The sequence below is a fragment of the Streptomyces violaceus genome, assembly GCF_036014075.1.
GTDB lineage: Bacteria > Actinomycetota > Actinomycetes > Streptomycetales > Streptomycetaceae > Streptomyces > Streptomyces violaceus.
Genome location: NZ_CP107911.1, coordinates 3,779,225 through 3,802,542, shown reverse-complemented (window position 1 = coordinate 3,802,542; position 23,318 = coordinate 3,779,225). Strand labels below are relative to the sequence as shown.

Annotated in this window: 24 protein-coding genes and 2 pseudogenes; 17 read left to right on the top strand and 9 right to left on the bottom strand. The window is 69.4% G+C overall.

Annotated features, from left to right (window positions below; translation table 11 throughout):
- Positions 1 to 2: 2 nt before the first annotated feature.
- A complete protein-coding gene (locus OG542_RS17035; RefSeq protein ID WP_328411820.1) occupies positions 3 to 857 on the bottom strand; it encodes an NAD(P)H-binding protein in 855 nt (284 codons plus the stop codon).
- A 101-nt stretch (positions 858 to 958) separates the two neighbouring features.
- A complete protein-coding gene (gene tnpA, locus OG542_RS17030) occupies positions 959 to 1,366 on the bottom strand; it encodes an IS200/IS605 family transposase (RefSeq protein ID WP_328411818.1) in 408 nt (135 codons plus the stop codon).
- Between tnpA and OG542_RS17025 the strand changes: the two are divergent.
- Both OG542_RS17025 and OG542_RS17020 read left to right on the top strand, forming a co-directional pair.
- Positions 1,359 to 2,300 (top strand): annotated as a pseudogene (locus tag OG542_RS17025) (RNA-guided endonuclease InsQ/TnpB family protein); the annotation flags it as partial. The gene tnpA and the pseudogene OG542_RS17025 sit on opposite strands and share 8 nt — an antisense overlap.
- A 26-nt stretch (positions 2,301 to 2,326) precedes the next feature.
- On the top strand, positions 2,327 to 3,295 hold the full coding sequence (locus tag OG542_RS17020; RefSeq protein WP_328411816.1) for an AraC family transcriptional regulator: 969 nt from the start codon (positions 2,327 to 2,329) through the stop codon (positions 3,293 to 3,295).
- Positions 3,296 to 3,329: 34 nt separating this feature from the next.
- Here the strand turns inward: OG542_RS17020 and OG542_RS17015 are convergent, their stop codons facing one another.
- Positions 3,330 to 3,767, bottom strand: a complete 438-nt coding sequence (locus OG542_RS17015) for a hypothetical protein (protein ID WP_149512092.1) — start codon at positions 3,765 to 3,767, stop codon at positions 3,330 to 3,332.
- Positions 3,758 to 3,928 (bottom strand): hypothetical protein, encoded by a 171-nt coding sequence (locus OG542_RS17010; RefSeq protein ID WP_328411812.1) that lies wholly within the window; start codon positions 3,926 to 3,928, stop codon positions 3,758 to 3,760. Before OG542_RS17010 ends, OG542_RS17015 begins: the two co-directional genes overlap by 10 nt.
- A gap of 425 nt (positions 3,929 to 4,353) precedes the next feature.
- Between OG542_RS17010 and hemL the strand changes: the two genes are divergently transcribed.
- From hemL to ccsB, 7 genes are all read left to right on the top strand, one after another.
- Entirely contained in the window at positions 4,354 to 5,670 is a 1,317-nt protein-coding gene (gene hemL, locus OG542_RS17005; protein ID WP_311127152.1) for a glutamate-1-semialdehyde 2,1-aminomutase, read from the top strand.
- A complete protein-coding gene (locus OG542_RS17000; protein WP_408057767.1) occupies positions 5,667 to 6,392 on the top strand; it encodes a histidine phosphatase family protein in 726 nt (241 codons plus the stop codon). Before hemL ends, OG542_RS17000 begins: the two co-directional genes overlap by 4 nt.
- Before the next feature lie 175 nt (positions 6,393 to 6,567).
- A complete protein-coding gene (locus tag OG542_RS16995; protein WP_328411810.1) occupies positions 6,568 to 7,857 on the top strand; it encodes a polysaccharide deacetylase family protein in 1,290 nt (429 codons plus the stop codon).
- A gap of 66 nt (positions 7,858 to 7,923) precedes the next feature.
- A complete protein-coding gene (locus tag OG542_RS16990) occupies positions 7,924 to 8,580 on the top strand; it encodes a TlpA family protein disulfide reductase (RefSeq protein ID WP_261679417.1) in 657 nt (218 codons plus the stop codon).
- Position 8,581: 1 nt separating this feature from the next.
- On the top strand, positions 8,582 to 9,355 hold the full coding sequence (locus OG542_RS16985) for a cytochrome c biogenesis CcdA family protein (RefSeq protein WP_328411808.1): 774 nt from the start codon (positions 8,582 to 8,584) through the stop codon (positions 9,353 to 9,355).
- 3 nt (positions 9,356 to 9,358) lie between these two features.
- The gene (gene resB, locus OG542_RS16980; RefSeq protein WP_328411806.1) at positions 9,359 to 11,101 is read left to right on the top strand and encodes a cytochrome c biogenesis protein ResB; all 1,743 of its coding nucleotides are present in this window, start codon (positions 9,359 to 9,361) and stop codon (positions 11,099 to 11,101) included.
- Positions 11,098 to 12,177, top strand: coding sequence for a c-type cytochrome biogenesis protein CcsB (gene ccsB / locus OG542_RS16975; protein ID WP_328411804.1), 1,080 nt, complete (start codon positions 11,098 to 11,100; stop codon positions 12,175 to 12,177). The genes resB and ccsB overlap by 4 nt, the downstream gene beginning before the upstream one ends.
- A gap of 73 nt (positions 12,178 to 12,250) precedes the next feature.
- On the opposite strand, the gene OG542_RS16970 is transcribed toward ccsB, so the two are convergent.
- Complete coding sequence (locus OG542_RS16970; RefSeq protein WP_328411802.1) at positions 12,251 to 13,660, bottom strand: condensation domain-containing protein; 1,410 nt, start codon at positions 13,658 to 13,660, stop codon at positions 12,251 to 12,253.
- Between the two features lie 135 nt (positions 13,661 to 13,795).
- Positions 13,796 to 14,272: a nucleoside deaminase gene (locus OG542_RS16965; RefSeq protein WP_328411800.1), complete on the bottom strand. Its 477-nt coding sequence runs from the start codon at positions 14,270 to 14,272 to the stop codon at positions 13,796 to 13,798.
- 93 nt (positions 14,273 to 14,365) lie between these two features.
- Here OG542_RS16965 and OG542_RS16960 point away from each other — a divergent pair, with 93 nt between their 5' ends.
- The gene (locus tag OG542_RS16960) at positions 14,366 to 15,133 is read left to right on the top strand and encodes a CDP-alcohol phosphatidyltransferase family protein (protein ID WP_328411798.1); all 768 of its coding nucleotides are present in this window, start codon (positions 14,366 to 14,368) and stop codon (positions 15,131 to 15,133) included.
- On the opposite strand, the gene OG542_RS16955 is transcribed toward OG542_RS16960, so the two are convergent.
- Positions 15,072 to 15,836 carry a MerR family transcriptional regulator gene (locus tag OG542_RS16955; protein ID WP_328411796.1) on the bottom strand — a complete coding sequence of 255 codons (765 nt, stop codon included), beginning with the start codon at positions 15,834 to 15,836 and terminating at the stop codon, positions 15,072 to 15,074. The genes OG542_RS16960 and OG542_RS16955 overlap by 62 nt on opposite strands.
- An 82-nt stretch (positions 15,837 to 15,918) precedes the next feature.
- Between OG542_RS16955 and uvrA the strand changes: the two genes are divergently transcribed.
- Positions 15,919 to 18,378 carry an excinuclease ABC subunit UvrA gene (uvrA, locus tag OG542_RS16950; protein WP_328411794.1) on the top strand — a complete coding sequence of 820 codons (2,460 nt, stop codon included), beginning with the start codon at positions 15,919 to 15,921 and terminating at the stop codon, positions 18,376 to 18,378.
- A gap of 75 nt (positions 18,379 to 18,453) precedes the next feature.
- Entirely contained in the window at positions 18,454 to 18,876 is a 423-nt protein-coding gene (locus tag OG542_RS16945) for a DUF6281 family protein (RefSeq protein WP_328411792.1), read from the top strand.
- 10 nt (positions 18,877 to 18,886) lie between these two features.
- Here the strand turns inward: OG542_RS16945 and OG542_RS16940 are convergent, their stop codons facing one another.
- Complete coding sequence (locus OG542_RS16940) at positions 18,887 to 19,381, bottom strand: DUF7848 domain-containing protein (protein WP_328411790.1); 495 nt, start codon at positions 19,379 to 19,381, stop codon at positions 18,887 to 18,889.
- A 105-nt stretch (positions 19,382 to 19,486) separates the two neighbouring features.
- Between OG542_RS16940 and OG542_RS16935 the strand changes: the two genes are divergently transcribed.
- Both OG542_RS16935 and OG542_RS16930 read left to right on the top strand, forming a co-directional pair.
- A complete protein-coding gene (locus OG542_RS16935; RefSeq protein ID WP_328411788.1) occupies positions 19,487 to 20,446 on the top strand; it encodes a helix-turn-helix domain-containing protein in 960 nt (319 codons plus the stop codon).
- Positions 20,400 to 20,507 (top strand): annotated as a pseudogene (locus OG542_RS16930) (DUF397 domain-containing protein); the annotation flags it as partial. The gene OG542_RS16935 and the pseudogene OG542_RS16930, both read left to right, overlap by 47 nt.
- A gap of 10 nt (positions 20,508 to 20,517) precedes the next feature.
- Here OG542_RS16930 and OG542_RS16925 read toward each other — a convergent pair.
- Positions 20,518 to 21,045, bottom strand: a complete 528-nt coding sequence (locus OG542_RS16925) for a hypothetical protein (protein WP_408057766.1) — start codon at positions 21,043 to 21,045, stop codon at positions 20,518 to 20,520.
- A gap of 232 nt (positions 21,046 to 21,277) precedes the next feature.
- Here OG542_RS16925 and OG542_RS16920 point away from each other — a divergent pair, with 232 nt between their 5' ends.
- Genes OG542_RS16920 through OG542_RS16910 form a run of 3 tightly spaced genes read left to right on the top strand, consistent with a single transcriptional unit; the run spans position 21,278 to position 23,311 of the window.
- Positions 21,278 to 21,793 (top strand): hypothetical protein, encoded by a 516-nt coding sequence (locus tag OG542_RS16920; protein ID WP_328411786.1) that lies wholly within the window; start codon positions 21,278 to 21,280, stop codon positions 21,791 to 21,793.
- A gap of 13 nt (positions 21,794 to 21,806) precedes the next feature.
- A complete protein-coding gene (locus OG542_RS16915) occupies positions 21,807 to 22,820 on the top strand; it encodes a hypothetical protein (protein ID WP_328411784.1) in 1,014 nt (337 codons plus the stop codon).
- A 29-nt stretch (positions 22,821 to 22,849) separates the two neighbouring features.
- The gene (locus tag OG542_RS16910) at positions 22,850 to 23,311 is read left to right on the top strand and encodes a flagellar basal body L-ring protein FlgH (RefSeq protein WP_328411782.1); all 462 of its coding nucleotides are present in this window, start codon (positions 22,850 to 22,852) and stop codon (positions 23,309 to 23,311) included.
- Positions 23,312 to 23,318: the final 7 nt, after the last annotated feature.

Here is a 23,318-nt window from a genome sequence, read left to right as displayed (position 1 = left end):
GGTCAGGCTTCCCCGGAGGACTCGGGGTGCGCATCCCAGATTCCGGTCGCAGCGGTCTTGCGGACATACTCCGTGAAGTCGCGGGGCGGCCGGCCGAGAACGCGCTCGACGGTGTCGGTCGTGTTGGCCCTGCTGCCGTCGAAGACCTCGACCATGAGGCTGGTCAGCTGCGTCGCGTACCCGGTCGGCACGCCTCGCCGGGTCAGCGACGAGACGAACTGCTCGGGCGTGACCGGCAGATAACGAACCCCCCTGCGGGTCACCCTCGCCATCTCACCGACGGCATCGGCGAAGGTGAGCAGTCGTGGTCCGGTCACGTCGTGGATCCGGCCGGAATGGCCGTCTTCGGTCAGCGCCGCGACGGCGACATCCGCGATGTCCTCCGCGTCGGTGAACGGCTCCGCGACGTCGCCGGCCGGAAGCGCGACCACACCCGCCCGGACCAGTTCGACGAGGAACCCCTCGCTGAAGTTCTGCGTGATGAACCCCGCCCGCACGATGGTCCACTCCGCACCCGAGTCCCGCACCGCCTGTTCACACCGCTCGGCCTCGGCAGCACCACGGTCGGCGAGCAGGACGAGATGCCGAACACCGCACGCCACCGCGAGTTCTGCGAAGGAACCCACGGCACTGGCCGCGCCGGGGAAGGCCGCATCGGGATAGAAGGCCACATAGACGGAGCCCACGCCCCGCAGCGCGGGTTCCCACGTGCTGTCGTCCTGCCAGTCGAAAGGCGGCTCAGCGCTCCGTGAACCCACCCGTACCGGCATGTCACGCGCACGGAGCCCGGACACGACCCGGCGTCCGGTCTTGCCCGTCCCCGCGAGGACCAACGTTGTCGCTGTAGTCGCTGTCATGCTCCCCAGTCCACCGGAACGCCGGAGGTACGGGACATGGTCGAGGCTCGCAGGCCCATATTGGTGCGTCTTACCGGGACTCTTGCAGAAAGCCCCGGCGTTCACGGACGTTTTTGCTGCTCGATGTACTGGCGGACGATCGCCAACGGTGCTCCGCCGCATGATGCCGAGAAATACGAGGGCGACCACAGGTGCCCGTGCATGGTGGCGCGGTTGATCCGGCCGGTGAACTCCTGCCGTATCCGGCGAGCGGAGACGCCCTTGAGGCTGTTGACCAGCTTCGAGACGGCGACCTTGGGCGGGTAGTGCACCAACAGGTGGACGTGATCGCGTTCGCCGTTGAACTCCTTCAGCTCCGCCTCGAAGTCCTCGCAGACCTTGCGCATGATCTCTTCGCAGCGGGTCAGCATCTCGTCGTTGAACACCCCGCGCCGGTACTTCGTCACGAAGACCAAGTGCACATGCATCCCCGAAACGACGTGCCTGCCACGCCTGTAGTAGGGCCGCAAGGTCGGCCCTCCCCGCTACAAGTCGAAGAAGGACACCCGGCAGTCGATCCGCCTCAACACCAACGCCTTCTGCCTCCAGGGCGACGGCACGGTGTACGTGGCCAAGGTCGGCAACCTCAAGGTCACGTGGTCCCGGCGGCTTCCTGCCGCACCCACGTCCCTGACGGTCACCAGGGACAGCTGCGGCCGGTACTTCCTCAGCTTCGTCGTGGACACCGAGCCGGACATCCTGCCCGAGGTGGAGACGGAGGCCGGAATCGACCTCGGTCTGTCCGCCTTCGCGGTCCTGTCCGACGGCCGGAAGATCGACAGCCCCCGCTTCCTGCGCCGGGCGGAGAAGAAACTCAAACGCCTTCAAAGAGAGCTGTCCCGCAAGGCCAAGGGATCGAAGAACCGGGCCAAGGCCCGCATCAAGGTCGCGCGCCAGCACGCGCGTGTGGCCGACCGGCGCCGGGACTGGCACCACAAGGCTTCCACACAGATCATTCGCGACAACCAAGCGGTGTATGTGGAAGACCTCGCGGTGTCCGGTCTCGGCCGTACCCGGCTCGCCAAGTCCGTGCACGACGCGGGATGGTCCGCGTTTGTTGGCATGCTGGAGTACAAGGCGGTCAAACATGGGCGCACCTTCGCCAAGGTGGACCGTGCCTTCCCGTCCTCTCAGGTCTGTTCGGCCTGCGGATTCCGGGACGGTCCCAAGCCGCTGCACGTCCGTGAATGGACGTGCAGCGGATGTGGCACCGTGCACGACCGCGATCACAACGCAGCCCGTAACGTCCTCGTCGAAGGACGCCGTATCGTCGCCGCCGGACGGGCGGAGACGCTAAACGCCTGTGGAGCGCCGGTAAGACGGGCACACGTGCCCGCACAGCGCGTTGAAGCAGGAAGCCACCGGAAGGGTCAGACGACCCAGGCCGGAATCCCTGGACTTTAGGCCAGGGAGCACGTCAACCTGTGCCGATGGACCCCTTCTCGATCCTGCTCGACGGAGCCAGGGCAAGGGGGACGTTCGTGCTGCGAACCATCCTGAACCCACCATGGTCGGTGCAGGTGCGGGACAGGGTGCCCCTCAACCTGGTGGCCGTTCTGCGAGGCACGCCCTGGGTCGTGCCCAGCGCCGGCGATGCCGTACGCCTGGACGCGGGCGACATCGCGCTGATGCGTGGCCCGGACGCGTTCACCTTCGCCGATGATCCCCGCACTCCGACTCAGGTGGTCGTACAGCCCGGTCCCCGACGGACGACCGAAGCCGGCGCGGAACTGCCCGAGGCCGCGGACATGGGCGTGCGCACCTGGGTCAACGGCGGGCGAGCCCACGAGAACGGCGCGGACGGCTCGTCGGTGCTGCTGATCGGCAAGTACTCGGGACCGGGCGAGATCGCCACACGCCTGCTCCGTGAGATGCCGCCGCTGCTGGTCGTCCCCACGGCCGCCCACGTCGGTTCCGCGCTGGTGTCGCTGCTCGCCAAGGAGACCGTGCGAAACGAGCCCGGCCAAGACCTCGTGCTCGAACGGCTGTTGGACCTCCTGCTGATCGGCGTCCTCCGCGAATGGCTCACCCGGCCCGATGCGGACGCGCCTGCCTGGTTCCGAGCCGGCGGGGATCCCGTCGTCGGGTCCGTCCTACGACTCATCCACGGTGAGCCGGGCCGTCCCTGGACGGTGGCCGCGCTCGCCCGGGAGGCCGGGGTGTCCCGAGCGACGCTGGCGCGCCGCTTCACCGACGTCGTCGGCATGCCGCCCATGGCATACCTCACCGGATGGCGAATCGACGTTGCCGCCGACCTGCTCGTGGAGTCGGACGCCACGATCGACACCGTCGCCCGTCAGGTCGGTTATGGCAGCGGGTTCGCGTTCAGCGCCGCTTTCAAGCGAGCCCGTGGGATCAGCCCGCAACGCCACCGCGCCCATGCCCGCAACGGTCCTTGACGGCGGAACGTGACATGTACGGCGCTCGGGCAGCTCAGGGCCACACAAGGCAATAAGGCTGATGCCCCGCCTCATGCAGCCGATGCGAGAAGTCCTGCCACTCGTGCAGCAGTTGGTACACGTTGAACGCGTCCCGGGGCCCACCCCGGTCCGGCACCGTCGACCAGATGAAGGCCGCCGCGCCCACCGCCTCCTCGCCGATGCCCCGCAGGGGGTCGACGACGGTCATCGGGAGCTTCACCACCGCGTAGTCGGGGTGCAGGACGACCAGTTCCAGGGGCGGAACCTTGTGCAGGGGGATGCCCTCGATGCCGGTCAGGACCATCGCCGCCATGGTCTCCGGCTTGATCTTGGTGAACATGCCGTTCATGCCGAGTTCGTCGCCGCCGAGTTCCTCGGGGCGCATCGAGATCGGGACGCGGGCCGCGGTCGCGCCGTCGGGCGCGCCGAAGTACTTGTACGTCACCCCCACCCGACCACCATTCCTGCTCCCCGCCCGAAGATCGTCCACCCGGCGTTCAGCCCGAAATTCATCCACGCGACGCTCACCCCGACGTTCAGCCCGAAGATCGTCCAGCCGATGTTCAGTACGTCCGTCGGGCCGCTCCGGTTCACTCTGCGGACCCTGCGCATGACGAGTTTCCTGGGTGTCCTCCGCCTCGCGCCGGTGCTTGCCCCGCCGGGCACGTCGAGGACCCAGGTCATCGGTCCCCTCGCCCAGTCCGCCACCGCGATGCATATCTCCACCCGACTGCTTTTTCTAGGACGCGTCGCCCCCGCCGCGCAACCCGATCATCGTGTCAGTGACCTCCCCCGCGGCCGCCCGCCGAAACGTGCGTCGAAACATCTGCCCGCAGGATCTCCGCAGCCTCTGACCACCCTGGGCTGTTTGATCTGTGTGTATCAGGTCCAGTCTCGCAGACGGCCGGGAATCGCGGGCTGGATGCCGGTTCGATCACCTCGTCCGTCCGCCCCGTAATCTCCCCTGGCCTACCCTGAACAGGTCACTGGCACCCGGAGCCCGACAACGTCGGAGAAGGTCGGAGAAGTCGCAGGTCATGAGCGAACTGGCATATCCGTATGAAGCACCGGCCTCACAGGCTCTGTTCGACCGTGCGGCGGCCGTCACGCCCGGCGGTGTGAACTCACCGGTACGGGCCTTCCGCGCCGTCGGCGGCACGCCGCGGTTCATGGTGTCCGGCACCGGCCCGTATCTGACGGACGCCGACGGGCGCGAGTACGTGGACCTCGTGTGCTCCTGGGGGCCCATGATCCTCGGGCACTCGCACCCCGAGGTCATCGCCGCCGTCCAGGACGCCGTCGCCCGCGGTACGTCCTTCGGTACGCCCGGTGAGGGCGAGGTCGCGCTCGCCGAGGAGATGGTCGCCCGCGTCGCACCGCTGGAGCAGGTCCGGCTCGTGTCCAGCGGGACCGAGGCGACCATGTCGGCGATCCGGCTCGCGCGCGGGTTCACGCGGCGCACCAAGGTGATCAAGTTCGCCGGCTGCTACCACGGGCACGTCGACTCGCTGCTCGCCGCGGCCGGCAGCGGCGTCGCCACCTTCGCGCTGCCCGACACCCCGGGCGTCACCGGCGCCCAGGCCGGCGACACCGTCGTCCTGCCCTACAACGACCTCGACGCCGTGCGCGAAGCCTTCCGGGCACACCCCGGCGAGATCGCCTGCCTGATCACCGAGGCCTCCCCGGGCAACATGGGCGTCGTACCGCCCGCCGCGGGGTTCAACCAGGGGCTCAAGGACCTCTGCGCCGAGAACGGCGCCCTCTACATCTCCGACGAGGTCATGACGGGCTTCCGGACCAGCCGCGCCGGGTGGTTCGGGGTCGACGGCGTCGTGCCCGACCTGATGACCTTCGGCAAGGTGATGGGCGGCGGCTTCCCCGCCGCGGCCTTCGGCGGGCGCGCGGACGTCATGGCGCATCTCGCTCCGGCCGGGCCCGTCTACCAGGCCGGCACGCTGTCCGGGAACCCCGTCGCGACCGCGGCCGGCCTCGCCCAGCTGCGGCTGCTCGACGACGCCGCCTACGCCAAGGTCGACGCCGTCTCGAAGCGGATCCAGGGCCTCGTCACCGACGCCCTGACCAAGGAGGGCGTCGCGCACACGCTCCAGAACGCCTCCAACATGTTCTCCGTGTTCTTCACCGACCGGCCGGTCAGGAACTACGAGGACGCCAAGGCGCAGGAGTCCTTCCGCTTCACCGCCTTCTTCCACTCGCTGCTCGCGGACGGCGTCTACCTGCCGCCGTCGTCCTTCGAGTCCTGGTTCGTGTCCACCGCGCACGACGAGCGTGCCGTGCAGCGGATCGCCGACGCCCTCCCGGCGGCGGCCCGCGCGGCCGCGGAGGCGACGGCATGAGCGACGAGAACGGCATGAGCGACGAGAACGGCACGAGCCGGGAGACGGACAACGACATCACCGTCGTCCACGTCGTGCGCCACGGCGAGGTCGCCAACCCGGACGGCATCCTCTACGGCCGCCTCCCCGGCTACCACCTCTCCGAGCTGGGCCGGCGCATGGCGGACCGGGTCGCCGAGCACCTCTCGGACCGCGATGTGACACACGTCGTCGCCTCCCCGCTGGAGCGGGCGCGGGAGACGGCCGAGCCGATCGCCAAGGCGCACGGTCTCGACCTCGCCACCGACGAGCGGCTGATCGAGGCCGAGAACATCTTCCAGGGCAAGACGTTCGGTGTCGGGGACGGGGCGCTGCGCCAGCCCGGCAACTGGAAGCACCTGGTCAACCCGTTCCGGCCGTCCTGGGGCGAGCCGTACGTCGACCAGGTCGTCCGCATGATGAGCGCGCTGAGCACCGCGAAGGACCGGGCCCGGGGGCACGAGGCGGTCGTGGTCAGCCATCAGCTGCCGATCTGGATCGTGCGGTCCTACGTGGAGCGGCGGCGGCTGTGGCACGACCCGCGCAAGCGGCAGTGCACGCTCGCCTCGCTGACGACCTTCACGTTCCGGGGCGACCGGATCGTCTCCGTCGGCTACACCGAGCCGGCCCGCGATCTCGTCCCGGCGCACCTCCTCGCCGGTGCCAAGCCGGTGAAGGGGAAGGACAAGGCGTTCGGCGCCTGAGCGGGCGCCTGAGCAGATGCCTGATCAGGCGCACACGGCGCCCGAACAGTGCGGAAGCCCTTTCTGTTCGCTTCTGATCCCTCTGTTACGGAATCTGCAAGTATCTGAGGAACCTCCCCGTTCATCACGTCCTCTGACTGGGTGACCACCAGAGAACGTGACGAACGGGGATGCAATGCGCCCTTACTCCCGCAGGGGAATGCTCGGAATCGGCGCGGGTGCCGCGGCTGCCGTCTCGCTCGCCGGATGCGGCGGCCTCACCGGGTCAGATGGGTCGAGCCATGCCGACGGTTCCGGAGACGCCGCACAGGGCGGCTCCAAGCCGAAGCCCGCCGCCCGCCCCATCGGCGACGGCTCCACCGCCTACACCGGCAAGCAGCCCCACCAGCCCGGCGAGCCCGAGCCGCTGGAGCCCGGCCAGACCCCGCCGCAGTTCGTCGTGTTCTCCTGGGACGGCGCCGGCGAGGTCGGCAACGGCCTCTTCCCGCGCTTCCTGGACCTCGCCAAGGAGCACGGCGCGAGCATGACCTTCTTCCTGTCCGGGCTGTATCTGCTGCCCGAGTCGAAGAAGCGCCTCTACGACCCGCCGAACAACCCGCGCGGCGCCTCCGACATCGGCTACCTCACCGACGGGCACGTCAAGGACACACTGAAGAACGTCCGCCGGGCCTGGCTGGAGGGCCACGAGATCGGCACCCACTTCAACGGGCACTTCTGCGGCGAGGCCCACGGCTCGGTCAAGAACTGGACGCCCCGGCAGTGGCGCAGCGAGATCGACCAGGCGAAGTCCTTCGTGAAGGAGTGGCGCACCAACACCGGCTGGACCGACCTGCCGTCGCTGCCGTTCGACTACGACAAGGAGCTCGTCGGCGGCCGCACGCCCTGTCTGCTCGGCCAGGACAACCTGCTGCCCACCGCCCGCGAGCTCGGCTGGCGCTACGACGCCTCCTCGCCCGGCGGCCGCCAGGTGTGGCCCGTGAAGCGGCAGGGGATCTGGGACCTGCCCTTGCAGCAGATACCTTTCCCCGGCCGGGGCTTCGAGGTCCTCTCCATGGACTACAACATGCTGGCAAACCAGTCCATAAGCACCACGAAGGCGCCCGCTCACAACTACCCGGGCTGGCGGGAGCAGTCGGCCCAGGCGTACATCCGGGGATTCCAGCGGGCCTACGAGTCCAACCGCGCGCCCCTCTTCATCGGCAACCACTTCGAGCAGTGGAACGGCGGCATCTACATGGACGCCGTGGAGGAGGCCTTCAAGCACATCGCGCGCGAGAAGGAGAAGGGCGCGGATGTGCGCCTCGTCTCCTTCCGGCAGTTCACCGACTGGCTGGACGTGCAGAAACCCGAGGTGCTCGCCAAGCTGCGCACACTCGAGGTCGGGCAGCAACCGGCCGGTGGCTGGAAGGGGTTCGTCGAGAAGGCCCCGCAGGGGTCCGGGACGCCCTCGCGGAACGCTGCCTGAAATGCGGTTTTCCGCCCGCAAGGGGGGTGCGCGAGAGCCCCGGAACGGGCATGCGAAACTTTTCACATGAGTGCCGCCAGCCGCGCCCCCCTGGGCTCGAACAGCACGCCCCGCACGACCCGGACCACCCGTTCACCCCGGGTCCGTCGCCGCGCCGCCCTGACCGCCGGTGCCGCCGCGGCCGCCCTGCTCGTCTCCGCGTGCGGCTCGGGCGGGACCTCCGGCGGGGGCGGCAACACCAACTTCGTCACCGGCTCCGACGGCACCGCCACGGTCGCCAAGGGCGAGCGCACCCCGGCCCCCGACCTGTCCGGCAAGACCATCGCCGGCAAGACGCTCGACGTCGCCGATTTCAAGGGCAAGGTCGTCGTCCTCAACGTGTGGGGCTCCTGGTGCAACCCCTGCCGCGCCGAGGCCAAGTACTTCGCGAAGGTGTCCAAGGCGTACGCCGGCAAGGGCGTGCAGTTCGTCGGCATCAACACCCGGGACACCTCCACCGGCGCCGCCCTCGCCTTCGAGAAGGACTGGGACATCACCTACCCCAGCCTCTACGACCCGACCGGCAAGCTGCTGCTGCGCTTCGACAAGGGCACGCTCAACCCGCAGGCGATCCCCTCCACCCTCGTCCTCGACCGGGACGGGAAGATCGCGGCCCGCTCGCTGTCCGCGCTCAGCGAGGAACGGCTGCTGAAGATGCTCAAGCCCGTCGTCGCGGAGAAGTGACGTGACGGACGTCACCAGCCTCGCCGCGGTCACGGACCCCAACGGCACGGTGCTCAACGGCGCCCTGCTCGCGGCCCTGCCCCTCGCCCTGCTCGGCGGCCTCGTCTCCTTCTTCTCGCCCTGCGTGCTGCCGCTCGTGCCCGGCTACCTGTCCTACGTCACCGGCGTCAGCGGCACCGACCTGGCCGAGGCCAGGCGGGGCCGGATGGTCGCCGGCGCCTCGCTGTTCGTGCTCGGCTTCACGGCCGTCTTCGTCTCCGGCGGCGCCTTCTTCGGCTACTTCGGCCAGACGCTCCAGGAGGAGCGCGGCGTCCTGTCGAAGGTGCTGGGCGTCTTCATGATCCTCATGGGGATCTTCTTCATGGGGCTGATGCCCTGGCTCACCCAGCGCGAGTTCCGCTTCCACCGCAGGCCGGCGGCCGGCCTGGTCGGCGCTCCCGTGCTGGGCGCGCTGTTCGGCATCGGCTGGACGCCCTGCATCGGCCCGACGCTGGCCGCCGTGCAGACACTCGCCCTGAACCAGGGCAGCGCCGGACGCGGCGCCCTCCTGACCGTCGCGTACTGTCTTGGGCTGGGCGTGCCGTTCGTGCTCGCCGCGGTCGCCTTCCGCAAGGCCCTCGGAGCCTTCGGGTGGATCAAGCGCCATTACGTCTGGGTGATGCGGGTCGGCGGCACCATGATGATCGTGACCGGTCTGCTGCTGCTGACCGGCGCGTGGGACCGCATCGTGCAGGAGATGCAGGTCTGGTCCGACGGCTTCACTGTGGGGATCTGATCGATGAGCAAGACCACCGCCTCCGACCCGGCCCCCTCACCAGCCGAGGACCAGGACCTGGGCGCCGCCGGCTCCCAGCTGTCCACCGCCCCCAAGGAGGACCTGCCCAACCTGCCCGCCCTGGGCGTCATCGGCTGGGCCCGCTGGTTCTGGCGCCAGCTCACCTCCATGCGGGTCGCCCTGCTGCTGCTTCTGCTGCTCTCCCTCGGCGCGATCCCCGGCTCGCTCATCCCGCAGTCCGGCGTCGACGAGACGAAGGTCGCCGACTTCCGCAAGAGCCACGAAACCCTCGGCGACATCTACGACAAGCTCGGCCTGTTCCACGTCTACGGCTCGGTGTGGTTCTCCGCGATCTACATCCTGCTGTTCATCTCCCTCATCGGCTGCATCGTGCCCCGCACCTGGCAGTTCGTGGGCCAGCTGCGCGGCCGCCCGCCGGGCGCGCCCAAGCGGCTGAACCGGCTGCCCGCACACACCACCTGGCGCACCACGGCCGAACCCGAGCAGGTCCACCAGGCCGCCCTGGCCCTGCTCAAGAAGCGCCGCTTCCGCGCCCACCTCGCCGGTGACGCCGTCGCCGCCGAGAAGGGCTACGTGCGCGAACTGGGCAACCTCCTCTTCCACATCGCCCTCATCGTGATGCTGGTCGCCTTCGCCTGGGGCCAGCTCTACAAGTCCGAGGGCAACAAGCTGGTCGTCGAGGGCCAGGGATTCTCCAACACCCTCACCCAGTACGACGACTTCAAGTCCGGCAACCTCTTCACGTCCGACGACCTGGTGCCCTTCAGCTTCAACCTGGAGAAGTTCACCGGCACCTACGAGCGCACCGGCCCCAACAAGGGCACCCCGCGCGTCTACAAGGCCGGCCTCACCTACAGCGCGGGCCCCTACGGCAAGGACGAGAACACCACCGTCCAGGTGAACCACCCCCTGGAGATCGACGACTCCAAGGTCTACCTCGTCAGCCACGGCTACGCCCCCGTCATCACCGTCCGGGACGCCCAGGGCAAGGTCGTCTACGACGACGCCGTACCGCTGCTGCCGCTGGACGCCAACGTCACCTCCTCCGGAGTCGTCAAGGTCCTCGACGGCTACCGCAACGCCCAGGGCAAGAAGGAACAGCTCGGCTTCAACGCGTTCTTCGTCCCGACCTACGGCGGCCACGCCAGCGGCACGATGCTGTCGCAGTTCCCCGCGCTGGACTCCCCGGTGCTCGCGCTGTCCGCCTACCACGGCGACCTGGGGGCCGACTCGGGCATCCCGCAGAGCGTGTACCAGATGGACAAGACCAACATGAAGGAGTTCAAGGACTCCAAGGGCAAGCTGTTCAAGCGGCTGCTGCGGCCCGGCGACTCCATGACGCTCCCGAACGGCGCCGGTTCGGTCACCTTCGGCAAGACCGTCAAGGAGTGGGCCGGCTTCCAGGTGGTCCAGGAGCCCGGTGGCGGCTGGGCCCTCGCCGGGGCCGTCGCCGCGATCGGCGGCCTCGCCGCCTCCCTGTTCATCCAGCGCCGCCGCGTCTGGGTGCGCGCGGTCCGAGGGGCCGACGGCGTCACCGTCGTCGAGATGGCCGGCCTCGGCCGCAGCGAGTCCGCCAAGGTCCCGGAGGAACTCGGCGACCTCGCCGGGATCCTCTACGACCAGGCCCCGGGCGCGCCCGATCCCGACGACCCCGCAGATTCCCCCGACACCGACCAGGAGCCGGGCACCGAAACCCCCGTACCTGCCGAAGGGGCTGAGAAGTGACTCTCGCCGCCGCCACCAACGAAAACCTCGCGAGTATCAGCAATGTGCTGATCTACTCCTCGATGGCCGTCTACACCCTGGCCTTCTTCGCGCACATCGCCGAATGGCTCTTCGGCAGCCGCAGCAAGGTCGCCCGGACCGCCGCCGCGCTCACCACCCAGGGGGACGCGAAGAAGGCGCCCGCCGTCACCGTGAACAAGGCCGGCGGCACCGCCGTCCTGGAGCGGCCGAAGGTCACGGTGCGGGCCGCGTCGGGTCAGCGGGACGTGCCGGACGGGCCGGGCGCCGCGGGCGGGGACGAGCAGGGCGACCTGTACGGCCGGATCGCCGTCTCCCTCACCGTGCTCGCCTTCCTGATCGAGTTCGGCGGTGTCCTCACCCGCGCCCTGTCGGTGGAGCGGGCGCCGTGGGGCAACATGTACGAGTTCAACATCACGTTCTCCACGGTCGCCGTCGGCGTGTACCTCGGGCTGCTCGCCCTGAGGAAGAACGTCGGATGGCTCGGCCTGCCCCTGATCACCACGGTCCTGCTCGACCTGGGTCTCGCGGTCACGGTGCTGTACACGGCCAGCGACCAGCTGGTTCCCGCGCTGCACTCGTACTGGCTGTACATCCACGTCTCGACCGCGATCTTCTGCGGTGCGGTCTTCTACGTCGGCGCGGTCGCCACGATCATGTACCTCTTCAAGGACTCCTACGAGAGCAAGCTGCAGAGCGGCGGCACGCCCGGCACCTTCGCGACCTCGGTCCTGGAGCGGCTGCCGTCCTCGTCGTCCCTCGACAAGTTCGCCTACCGCGTCAACGCCGCCGTCTTCCCGCTGTGGACGTTCACGATCATCGCGGGCGCGATCTGGGCCGGCGACGCCTGGGGCCGCTACTGGGGATGGGACCCCAAGGAGGTCTGGTCCTTCATCACCTGGGTCGCCTACGCCTGTTACCTGCACGCCCGCGCCACCGCCGGCTGGAAGGGCCGCAAGGCCGCCTACCTGGCCCTCCTCGCCTTCGGCTGCTGGCTGTTCAACTACTACGGCGTGAACATCTTCGTCTCCGGCAAGCACTCCTACGCGGGCGTGTAACCCCGCCCCGGACGACAGAGAAGGCCGGTTCCCGTGACCCCACGTCACGGGAACCGGCCTTCGCCGTCTCCTCCTAAGGCCGGCCGACGGTGCTCGTGATGATGTCCCGCAGCCGCTCCGCGTACAGCCGCAGGTTCTTGTGGGCGATGTCCGTGTCCGGGTAGCGGCTGGCGAACCACAGGCCCTCGTGCAGCCGGGTGATCCACGCGCACACCTGGTCGCCGTAGGACACCCGGAGCAGCCCGTACGCGTTCTGGTCCGTCCAGTCGGCGGAGCCGGGGATGGCGCGGGTGTCGACGAACGAGACGATCGAGTACAGGTCGGGGGAGGTGGGGCGGAAGTCGGCGCCCAGGAGGTGCAGGACGCGGGCGAGGGGGATGCGCGCCAGCCGCCGGTTGGCCTGGAGGGCGGCGCGTACGGTGCGCAGGGCGCTCGGGAAGTCGGGGGCCTCGGACATGGGGATCTCGATCGGGGCACCGCCCACGTACCAGCCGACCGACTGCGACCACTGGGACTTCACCCGGGTGTGGAACGGCACGACCGTGCGGTAGACGGGCTCGCCGCCGATCTCGTGCACGATCAGGGCGCTGGCCGCGAGGACCCCGACGAGGCTCCCGCCGTACGGGCGGCAGTACGCCTCGAACGCGGCGGCGGCGTCCGCGTCCACCAGCATCTCGCGCATGAACTTCTGCGTGGGCAGCCCGCCCTCGGGATCCAGCCCGAGGTCGACCGGGAAGCTCGGCAGCCGTCCGTCGCAGCGCTGGATGAACTCCCGCCAGCGGGCGACGATGTCGTGGTCCGCGTCGATGCGGTCGGCGTCCGCACGCTCGGCCTCGCAGAAGTCGACGTAGCTGCCCACCGGCTCCGGCTCCGGCGACGCCGCCACCTCACCGCCCGCGCGGGCCGCCTCGTACAGCTCGTGGATCTCGGCGGGGAGGCGGTGGATGGAGTAGGCGTCGACATTGCTGTGGTCGAACGCCATGTAGACGCTGGTGCAGTCGTCGCGGACGACCGCGGTGTAGATGAGGTTGGGCCAGCGCAGGGCGTCCGCCGTGGTGTCGAAGCGGTCCTGGAGGTGCTGGGCCAGGGCCGCCGGGTCGGTGAAGTCGCCGACCTCCTCACGGTGCAGGGACACCGAGGAGGCGTCGAGCGTGAAGCGGCGGATCGAGTCGCCGGGCCCGCCCGCCCAGCGGAAGCCGCTGCGCAGGGTCTCGTGCCGCAGGGTCCAGCCGCGCAGCGCCTCGCCCAGCGCGTCCAGATCGGCCCGCCCCGGGATGTCGAACGCCGCGCCCAGCCAGGTCGGCACGAACAGCCCGTCCTCGCGCACGGACCGCGCCGTCCGGAGGTGCGACTCCTGGATGTACGCCGGTGGCCTGGAGTCCTCCGGCAGGGCCTTCGCCGTCGCGACGGTCGCCGGACTGAGTGTCCATTCGACGAGTCGCCCAGGTCGCACCTCGCAACGCTGGATGTCAGTCATTCGCACAGGGCGTCTCCGTTCGCAGGTGGGATAGACCCGACCAGAGGAATGCCGAACTTGCCCTCGGCGACACTGGGTTTGGCCACATTTCAATGGAACGGATGGCATCTCGAACGGCGATACGAGGCCTGGGCGGTGCGTTCAGTTGACGCCGATGTCCTCGTTCCACAGCGCCGGGTTGCCCGCGATGAAGTCCCGCATCAGGCCGGCGCACTCCGCGTCGTCCAGCAACACGATCTCCACACCGTGTTCGGAGAGCCAGTCGTGGCCCCCGTGGAAGGTGGCCGCCTCGCCGATCACCACCCGGGAGATGCCGAACTGCCGGACCAGGCCGGAGCAGTACCAGCAGGGGGACAGGGTCGTCACCATCGTCGTGCCCCGGTAGGAGCGCTGCCGCCCGGCCGCGCGGAAGGCGGCCGTCTCCGCGTGCAGGCTGGGGTCGTCGTCCTGCACGCGCCGGTTGCGGCCGCGGCCCAGCAGGGTGCCGTCGGCGCCGTAGAGGGCGGCGCCGATCGGGATGCCGCCCTCGGCGAGCCCGGCGCGGGCCTCCTCCACGGCGGTGGCGAGCCACGCGCGTGCCTGTGCCTGGTCCGAGACGTCGTTCGTGACCTCGTTCATGACCTCATCCATGACCTGAACAGGACGCTCTGTAACCTGGCCCGATCATTGCCGCGCGGGCGGCAGTTGGTCCCCGGGTGTGGAGGAACGGTCATGGGCGCTGCGCCGGTTCTGGAGGAGCTGCGGGAGGTCTGCCAGCCGCATGCGAAGCTGGCGAGCCGCAACGGCGAGCACTGGGCGGGCCGGCTCTACATGCGGCGGATCTCCCTGCACACGACCCGGCAGCTGGTGCGCACGCCCGTCACCCCGGACCAGCTCACCTGGACCATGGTGGTGTGCGGTGTCGCCTCCGGCGCCGCGCTGATGATCCCGGGCCTGACGGGCGCGGTGCTGGCCGTCGTCCTGATGCAGTTGTTCCTCCTCTTCGACTGCGTGGACGGCGAAGTGGCCCGCTGGAAGGGGCAGAACAGCGCGGCCGGCATCTACGTCGACCGCCTCGGCGCCTATCTCGCGGACGCGGCGCTCATGGCCGGGGCCGGCTACCGGGCCGCCGAGTCGGGCGTCGGCGGCTGGCTGTCGATCGGCATCGCCACCGCCCTCGGCGTCGTCCTCCTCAAGGCCTCCACCGACCTCGTGGACGTCGCCCGGGCCCGGCGCGGGCTGATGGTCGTGGACGACGAGGCGACCCGCCCGCGCTCGCAGAATGTGGCCACGGTCCGCCGGGTCGCCGCCGCCTTCAAGATCCACCGCGTGACCAACGGCATCGAGGCGTCCCTGGTCCTGCTCGTCGCGGCCGTCGCCGACCTGGTGACCGGCGGCATCGAGCCGACCCGCTGGGCGCTGGGGGCGCTGGCCGTCATCACCTGGCTGATGGTCCCGGCCCACCTGCTGTCGATCCTGTCGTCGTCCCGGCTTCGGTGAGCCGGTCGAGGTAGGTGTGGAGGGCCCCGGAGCCCTCGATCATGGCCCTGGTCCGAGCGGTCAGGGCCTCCCCGCGAGCCGCGACGGCCGCGCGCAGGGCATCACTGCTGCCCTCCCTTCTCAACCCCTCCAGCACCGGCCGGATCTGGTCGAACAGATAGTGACTGCGGCGCAGGGTGTGCACGAGCCGGGCGTCCCGTACGTCGGCGGGTTCGTAGACCCGGTATCCCGTGCCGCGCTCGCGCCGGGGTGCGATCAGCCCGGCCGCTTCCCACACCCGTAGCGCGGACGTCCGTACGCCCAGCAGCGCGGCCACCTCCCCGATGCGCAGCCCGCCGGACCGGGGGAGCGGGGCGGGGGGCTCGGCCGCCAGCAGCTCCAGGGCCTCGCTCGCGGCCCGCAGTGAGACGCGCTCCTCGTGCAGGGCGGCATGCGCGGCGTCGACCAGGGCGAGCGCGCCCGCGGCATCCCCCTCGTGCAGGGTCCGCATGATCCGCGTCGCCGCGACCGGCCCGTACCCCCGCATCAGCGTCCGGTACGCCAGCAGCGCACCGCGGTGCACCTCGGTGAAGGCGCGGTAGCCGGAGGCGGTCCTGGCGGCCGGCGGGAGCACACCGGCGTCCTCGTAGTTGCGGATCTGCTGCGTCGAGACACCGGCCGACCGGGCGAGGTCGACGGGCCGGAGGCGGCGTTCGTTCGTCATCGATTTGAAGGTTACGGCAGGGAGCAAGGCGGTGGACCGCGCCAAAGTCTCAACACCGCACTTCAATGGAAGACTTGAAGGAATGGACTCCTTCATCCGTGTCACCGGCGCCCGGCTCCACAACCTCAGGAACGTCTCCCTCTCCCTCCCGAAGAACAAGCTGGTCGTCCTGACCGGCCTGTCCGGCTCCGGCAAGTCCACCCTCGCCTTCGACACCCTCCACCGGGAGGGCCAGCGGCAGTACCTGGAGTCGCTGGGCATGGTCACCGGCTTCGTCAGCAAGCCCGCCGTCGACTCGATCACCGGCCTGTCCCCGTCCATCAGCGTCGACCAGCACCTCACCAACCGCAGCCCCCGCTCCACGGTCGGCACGGTCACCGAGGTGTTCACGTACCTGCGGCTGCTGTGGTCGCGCGTCGGGGTACGGCCGTGCCCCGGCTGCGGGAAGGACATCCCGCCGTCCCACGCGAACGCCGCCGAGGCCGACACCGCGGCCGACGAGGACCCCGAGGCCGGGCAGACGCCCTGCCCGCACTGCGGCACCCTCGTGCCCGAGCTGGTGATGGGCTCCTTCTCCTTCAACAAGCCCGCGGGCGCGTGCCCGGAGTGCACCGGCCTGGGCGAGGTGATCCGGCCCGACGTACGGCGCCTGGTCGACGGCGGGAAGCCGGTCGCACAGGGCGCGGTGAAGGGCTGGAACGCCAAATTCACCGAGTGGAACATCCCCGTGCTGCGAGCCGCCGCCGCTCACTACGGGTTCACCTTCGACGCGGACCGACCGGTGGACGAACTGGGCATACAGCAGCGGGATCTGCTCCTCCACGGCGTCGAAAGCCCCGAGTTCCGGCGGCACTTCCCGGACGCCGATCCGCCGGCGACCGTTTCGGCGGGCCGCTTCGAAGGGGTCGCGACGGCGCTGTTGCGCCGCTACACCGAGCGCGCCGACGACCCCGAGTACCGCGAACGGGCCGAACAGCAGGGCCTCGTGAAGCAGCCCTGCGGGATGTGCGGCGGGACCCGGCTGCGGCCCGAGAGCCGGGTGGTGACCGTGCACGGACTCACCCTCGTCGAGGCCGCCCGGCTCCCGCTGACCGACCTCGACAGCTGGCTGGCCGGTCTGCGGGAGCGGTCGGACGGGGACGAGTGGCTGCTGGTGGAACCGGTCGTCGCCGACCTGGAGGAGCGGGTGCGGCGCCTGGTGGACGTCGGAGTCGGCTACCTCACCCTGGGCCAGGCCACGCCCAGCCTCTCCGCCGGGGAGACGCAGCGGCTGCGGCTGGCCGCCCTGCTCGGCTCCGGCCTGACCGGTGTCCTCTACGTCCTCGATGAGCCGACGATCGGCCTGCACCCCTCGGACACCGCCCGCCTGGTCGACGTCCTGCGCCGCCTGCGCGACCTCGGCAACACCGTGCTGGTCATCGAGCACGACCTGGAGGTGCTGCGGGCGGCGGATCACGTGGTGGACGTCGGCCCGGGAGCGGGCCGGGACGGCGGCCGGATCGTCGCGGCGGGCACGCCGCAGGAGGTCGCCCAAACCGAGGGCTCGGTGACCGGCGCGTATCTGTCCGGACTGCTGTCCGCGCCGCGCTCACGTGGACGCGGCGACAGCGAGACGGCCGTCGTGATCCGCGGGGCCCGGGCCCACAACCTCAAGGACCTGACCGTACGGATCCCGCTGCGCCGCCTGGTGACGGTCACGGGCCCGTCCGGCTCGGGCAAGTCGACGCTGCTGCTGGACATCCTCGGCCGGGCCGCCCGCCGGCACTTCCACCGGGCGGGGGAGCTGGCGGCCGAGCACGACGGCATCGACGGCTGGGAGCACCTGTCCAAGGCCGTCCTCATCGACCAGGAGCCGGTCAGCCGCGTCCCGCGCTCCAACGCGGCCACGTACGCGGACGTCTTCACCCCGATCCGGGAGGTCTTCGCGGCGCGCAGCCAAGGCCGCCTGACCGCGGGCCACTTCTCCTTCAACGTGCCCGGCGGGCGCTGCGAACGCTGCGAGGGCGCGGGCGTCCTCACCGTCACCATGCACTTCCTCCCGGCCGTCGAGGTGCGCTGCCCGGGCTGCAAGGGCCGCCGCTTCCGGCCGGAGGTGCTGTCGGTCCGGCACGAGGGCCATGACATCGCCGAGGTGCTCCAGGCGACGGTGGACGAGGCGCTGACGGTGTTCAAGGACGTCCCGCCGGTGGCCACCCGGCTGAAGCGGATGGCGGACGTCGGCCTCGGCTACCTCCCCCTCGGCCAGCCCGCCACCACCCTCTCCGGCGGCGAGGCACAGCGCCTGAAGCTCGCCAAGGAACTGGGACGGCGGACGACCGGACGCGCCCTGTACCTGCTCGACGAACCGACGACGGGCCTGCACTCCGCCGACACCGCCCGTCTCCTCGACGTCCTCCAGCGCCTCGTCGACGCCGGGCACTCGGTCGTCACCATCGAGCACAACGTCGACGTCGTCCAGGCCTCCGACTGGCTGATCGACCTGGGGCCGCGGGGCGGTTCGGGCGGGGGACACGTGGTGGCACAGGGCGCACCCGGACTCTGAACCGTTCCGCACCCGCACACGTCTTCGTTGCGTATCCACCCAGCCGGAGCCGAGGCTCCAGAAGGAGGCGTACCGATGAAGGCCTTACTCCCGCTGGCCGGCCGCGGACGCGCCTGGGCGCTGCTGGCGGCGACCCTCGCCCCGTTGTCCGCGGGCTGCACGTCGGAGTCGTCGCCGGACGACGGCGACGGCGCGCGGCCCGCGCCGTCCTGTGCCTACGTCGTCGAGTACGACGGCCGCAGATACCTCGGGAGAGAGGAGACCGACGTCCCCGTGGGCAAGTCGCTCGGCGGTGCTACCCGCCCGGCGTGCGACGACACCCCGGGCGACGGCGACGACGGGGAGGGCCCGGCGCTGATGACCGCGTTCGCCGTGCGGGGCGTCGACCCCGGTATCGCCATCGCCGTGGCCGAGGACATCGGCGAGTACCGCCTCGTCGTCGCCGACACCGTCAAGGAACTCCCGCCCGAGCTGAAGAAGGTGACCGACCGCTCCTGACGCCGGGGCCTCACCCCTGCCTCTCCAGTACCGCGTAGTCGGCGAAACTGCGGCGGTAGCGCAGGTGCCGGGTCTCCTGGGTGTGCCTGCGCTGCCACTCCTCGACCTCGCCGGGGGCCGAGCAGGGCCCTGAACTCGCGCCGCAGTCCGTCTCCTCCCCGGAGACGCAGTACGCCTGGTACTCCGGCTGGGCGGACGCGTCCTGGACGATCGTGTACGGGACGTACCGGAAGATCCTCCGCCCTGCCGATTCCCCACCGTGCTCCTTGCGTTGGTGCTGGCGCAGCAGCACGTTCGCGTCCGTCACGGCACTTCCGTCGAACGCCGCCCGGGCCTTGTCCCGCCGGGCGGCGAGCTCCTCGCAGGTCGCGCACCCGGGCACCGGAACGGGGGGTCGGCTCGGGTCGGCCGGGATCCCCTTCCTGGAACGGTCGTTGGCCTCGCGTACGCCGGCACTGAGCCGTTCTTCCAGGGTGGCCATGCGGGTCCGTGCGGGGTTTTCCATCGTCCCTGCCTCCGTAACTCTGGGTGTATGTAGCGTTGCGCAGGGGAATGGTCCGGTTCAATGCTTGGCGTGTGACACCGATGCACTGTCACGGAGGGGGAAGCCGTGAGCCGACGGAACGGCGGGGCGGAGTCGGGGGCGAGTACGGCTGCCGTGTTCGGAGAGGTGCTGCGGCATTTCCGCGAGGCGGCGCTGCTTTCGCAGGAGGGCTTGGCGAGGCAGATCCCGTGCGACCGCTCGCACGTGGCGCGGGTCGAGGCCGGTACGCGGGTGCCGCAGGACACGTTCGCGAAGACCTGCGACGAACTTCTCGGTACGGGCGGGGTGTTGGCGCGGCTGTGGGGGCGGATCGACTGGTATCCACAGGTGGAGCATCCCGACTGGTTTCGGCGGCGGGCTGAGATGGATGCGGTGGCCGTCACGTTGCGCGAGTACCAAGAGCGCCTGATCCCGGGCCTCCTGCAGACTGGTGACTACGTCCGGGCGCTGTTCCGACGTGTCGCCAGCGGCGACGAGGTCGAGGAGCGTGCTCACGCCCGACTGAGTCGGCAGCGGCGATTCCTTGCCGAGGACGGTCCGCTGTACCTCGTCGTCCTGGACGAGAGCTGCCTGCGCAACGTGGTCGGCAGTCCGGAAATCATGAGGGACCAGTGCGCACATCTGCTTCGTGCGGGACAGCGCCCCAACATCCGCATCCAGGTCGCCCCGGCGCGCTTCTCGGAACTCCTCCGGCCCAATGTCTCCATGTCGCTGATCGAGCTGCCGGACGGGCACCGCTGGGTGTATTCGGAGTCGCTGGACCGTGGCCATTTCAGCGACGATCCGACCGTCCACACCCGTCATAGCCACGCCTATGATGTGCTCAGGGCGGACGCTCTGTCAGTCCGCGAGTCCGTCGCCCTGATCAGCGAAGCGATGGAGGGGTACGAGCAGCATGAACAGGCACGAACTCTGCGCGGCGACCTGGATCAAGAGCAGTTACAGCGGCGAAAACGGCGGCAACTGCATAGAAGTAGCCCCCGGTTTCCCCGACTCCGTCCCCGTCCGCGACAGCAAAACCCCTGAGGGACCGGTCCTGCTCGTCACCCGGTCCGCCTGGTCCGCTTTCCTTGCCGGCGTGTGCTGAGGGCGCTGAACTACTGCCCGCTCAGCATCTGCAGGATCCGGTTGGCCGCCTCCGCCACCGGCTGGCCCACGGCCCCGACGGCCGCGGCGATCGCGGCGACAGCCATCAGCGCACGGCGCCGTTCCTCCTGAGGCACGGCGTCAGCCGACAGCACCGGCAGTGACTCGTCGATGAGCTGCGCGCTGGGCTGCGGAAGCTGTTCGCGCAACTCGCGGACACCCTGGAGCAGTTCGGCCATGGCACGCCGCAGGGTCGGATCCAGCGAGTCGCCGGTCGCCCCGTTCTTCACGATGCCCGTGTTGCCGCTGCCGCCGTGCATGTTGACGTTGTCGCCGAAGTGGTAGTTGGTGGGCGAGTTGATGGTGAGCTGCTCCACCGTCACCTGGAACTCGGTGTCGGGGTTCTCCAGTGCGCCCGCCACGTCGCCCACGAGCTGGTCGAGGTGTTGCGGGGTCCGGCTGGTGACCATGGCGGTGGACGGGCCGGCCGCCTCGATGGCGAGGACGTAGCGGGACGGCGCCGTGACCACGGAGAGCATGTCGACGAAGAAGTAGATCAGCGCCGCACCGGAGCAGATCCATGAAGTCCCCCTGGGAATCCGCGAGTTCCAAGTGGCAGCCGTAACTGTCCGAAGACCATTGACGACCATGCGGTCCGAGAGCAAGTCGTTTCACTGGGGTCAGCAGATCTCGATCAGGCAACGTTCATGGCCATGACATCTACTTGGTGTGAAGATCCTCCTCGCATGTGTGACCGATCGAGGAGATGTGATGAGGGGTATGCCCTTCAAGACGAGGATGGCCGCCTGTGCCACCTCATTCGCGGCAGTGGCAGCGGTGATGGCGACCGCCGGTCCGGCGAATGCGGCGGAGTACACCGTCATGGACAACTGTGACGTTCCGTGGATCAACTGCTCGTACGGCGACTTGTGGCTGTTCTACAACTCGAAGGACATCGCCGTCCAGGGCGGCTACTACAAGTCGGCGTTCACGATGTTCTACGGCAACGTGTCCGACCACTGGGGTACGAGCCAGTACCAGGGTTCGTCACTGTCGACCTACCGGTACGTGTTCGGCAACGGTGGCAATGGCAACGGCCAGTACATGAAGAACAATGCGGCGTCCGTGCAGAACTGCGCCCGGGATGACAACTACCGCGTGTACTACAACTCCGGCTACGGCGGCACGTCTCAGTACTTCGCGAAGAACGGCCCTTACGGAGACTGCAACATCACCGACCTGATCTCCGCCCTGAAGAACAACAACGCGTCTTCGCACTTCGCCTGAGAAGGAAGCCCCCGTGAAGCACATCAAGCAGACAGCCACCGCAGTAGCCCTGGCCGCTTCAGCTCTTCTGATCAGTGCCTGTTCCTCCGGCACGACTCCGGACACCGCGCAGAATGCGGCTGACACCAGACCGGTCGTGAACAAGGAGAACTGGCCCAAGAAGGTCCCCACCAGTGGTCTGGTCAAGGATCTGACCCTTCCGCTGGAGGCGTACATGGCCTCCTACGAGGACCAGGTGACAATCGAGCAGGCCGCCAACGATCTCCAGCAGTCCTGCATGAAGGACTACGGCATCGACCTGACGCTGCCGCGAGCGGGCGCCAACCCGCCTCCCAGTGACAACGACGCCAACATCGAACGCCGTTACGGCATCACCGACCGGGCTCAGGCCGAGAAGTACGGCTACGAGCTCCCGCCGGCGCTGCGGGAGCACACCAAGCAGCCCATGCGTGATCTGTCCGGTGTCGAGGTCGAGGTCCTGACCGGCCACACCAAGCCCGAACCGCCCAAGGCCCCCGAGGGAGTCAAGACGGGAGCGGCGTTCTCCGGCCCCGGTCAGACGAAGCCCGCCCGGGCGGAGTACAACGGCAAGAAGGTGAAGACGGGCGGCTGCATCGGCTGGTCCAAGGAGCAGCTCGGCGTGCAGGAGGCCGACCCGATCACCGTGGCGCAGCTCGCCGGGGACAGCCTGGTGCAGTCGATGAAGGACGACAAGGTCGTCAAGGCCATCGCCGCGTGGTCCTCGTGCATGGACGGCAAGGGACACAAGGGACTCGCCGACCCGTACAAGGCGATGGACCAGGGCGTCACCAACGACGGGGAGCCGTCGCAGGAGTCCATCGCTCTGGCGGTCGACGACATCGACTGCAAGAAGCAGACGGACCTGGTGAAAATCTGGTCTGGTGTGGAGTCCGCGATCCAGGACCAGCAGATCGCCGACAACAAGAGCCGGCTGACCGCCATCAAGGAGCAGCACGGCAAGGAAATCGCCACCGCGCGCAAGCAGATGGCCGCTTCCACCCGGTGAAGGCCGGTGCAGTCGTGCCCGGACCGCGCATGGTCCGCGCACTGTGTCTGATGGCGGCGTGTGTGCTGGCCGCCGGGTGTACGGACGGCGGCGCCGACAAGGCCCCCGTGCCGCAGCGGCCGGCGACTCCGAGCGTCGAGCAGACCAGTCCGCAAGAGCGTCCATCGCCTGTGCCTTCGGTGCACTCCGAAGGCCGCACACGTGTCCTGGAGTACGGAGACCTGACCGTACGTGCCACGCCGGAAAAGAGCGGTGTGCGTACCGAGATCCAGGTGGCCAACACCAACGAGCGGAAAGCGACGTACTCGGTCCAGATCAGCATCGCCGACGGTAAGGGCTGGACCGCGCACAACCGGTTCTGGCTTCAGGATGTCCCTCCGGGCAAAACCGGGACGGAGGACGCGGTGATCGGCTCGGAAGACATGGGTCCGGTGCCGCAGGTTCCGAAGATCTACGTGGATGAGTTCACCCCCCTCGTCGACCGAAAATAGAAAAGGG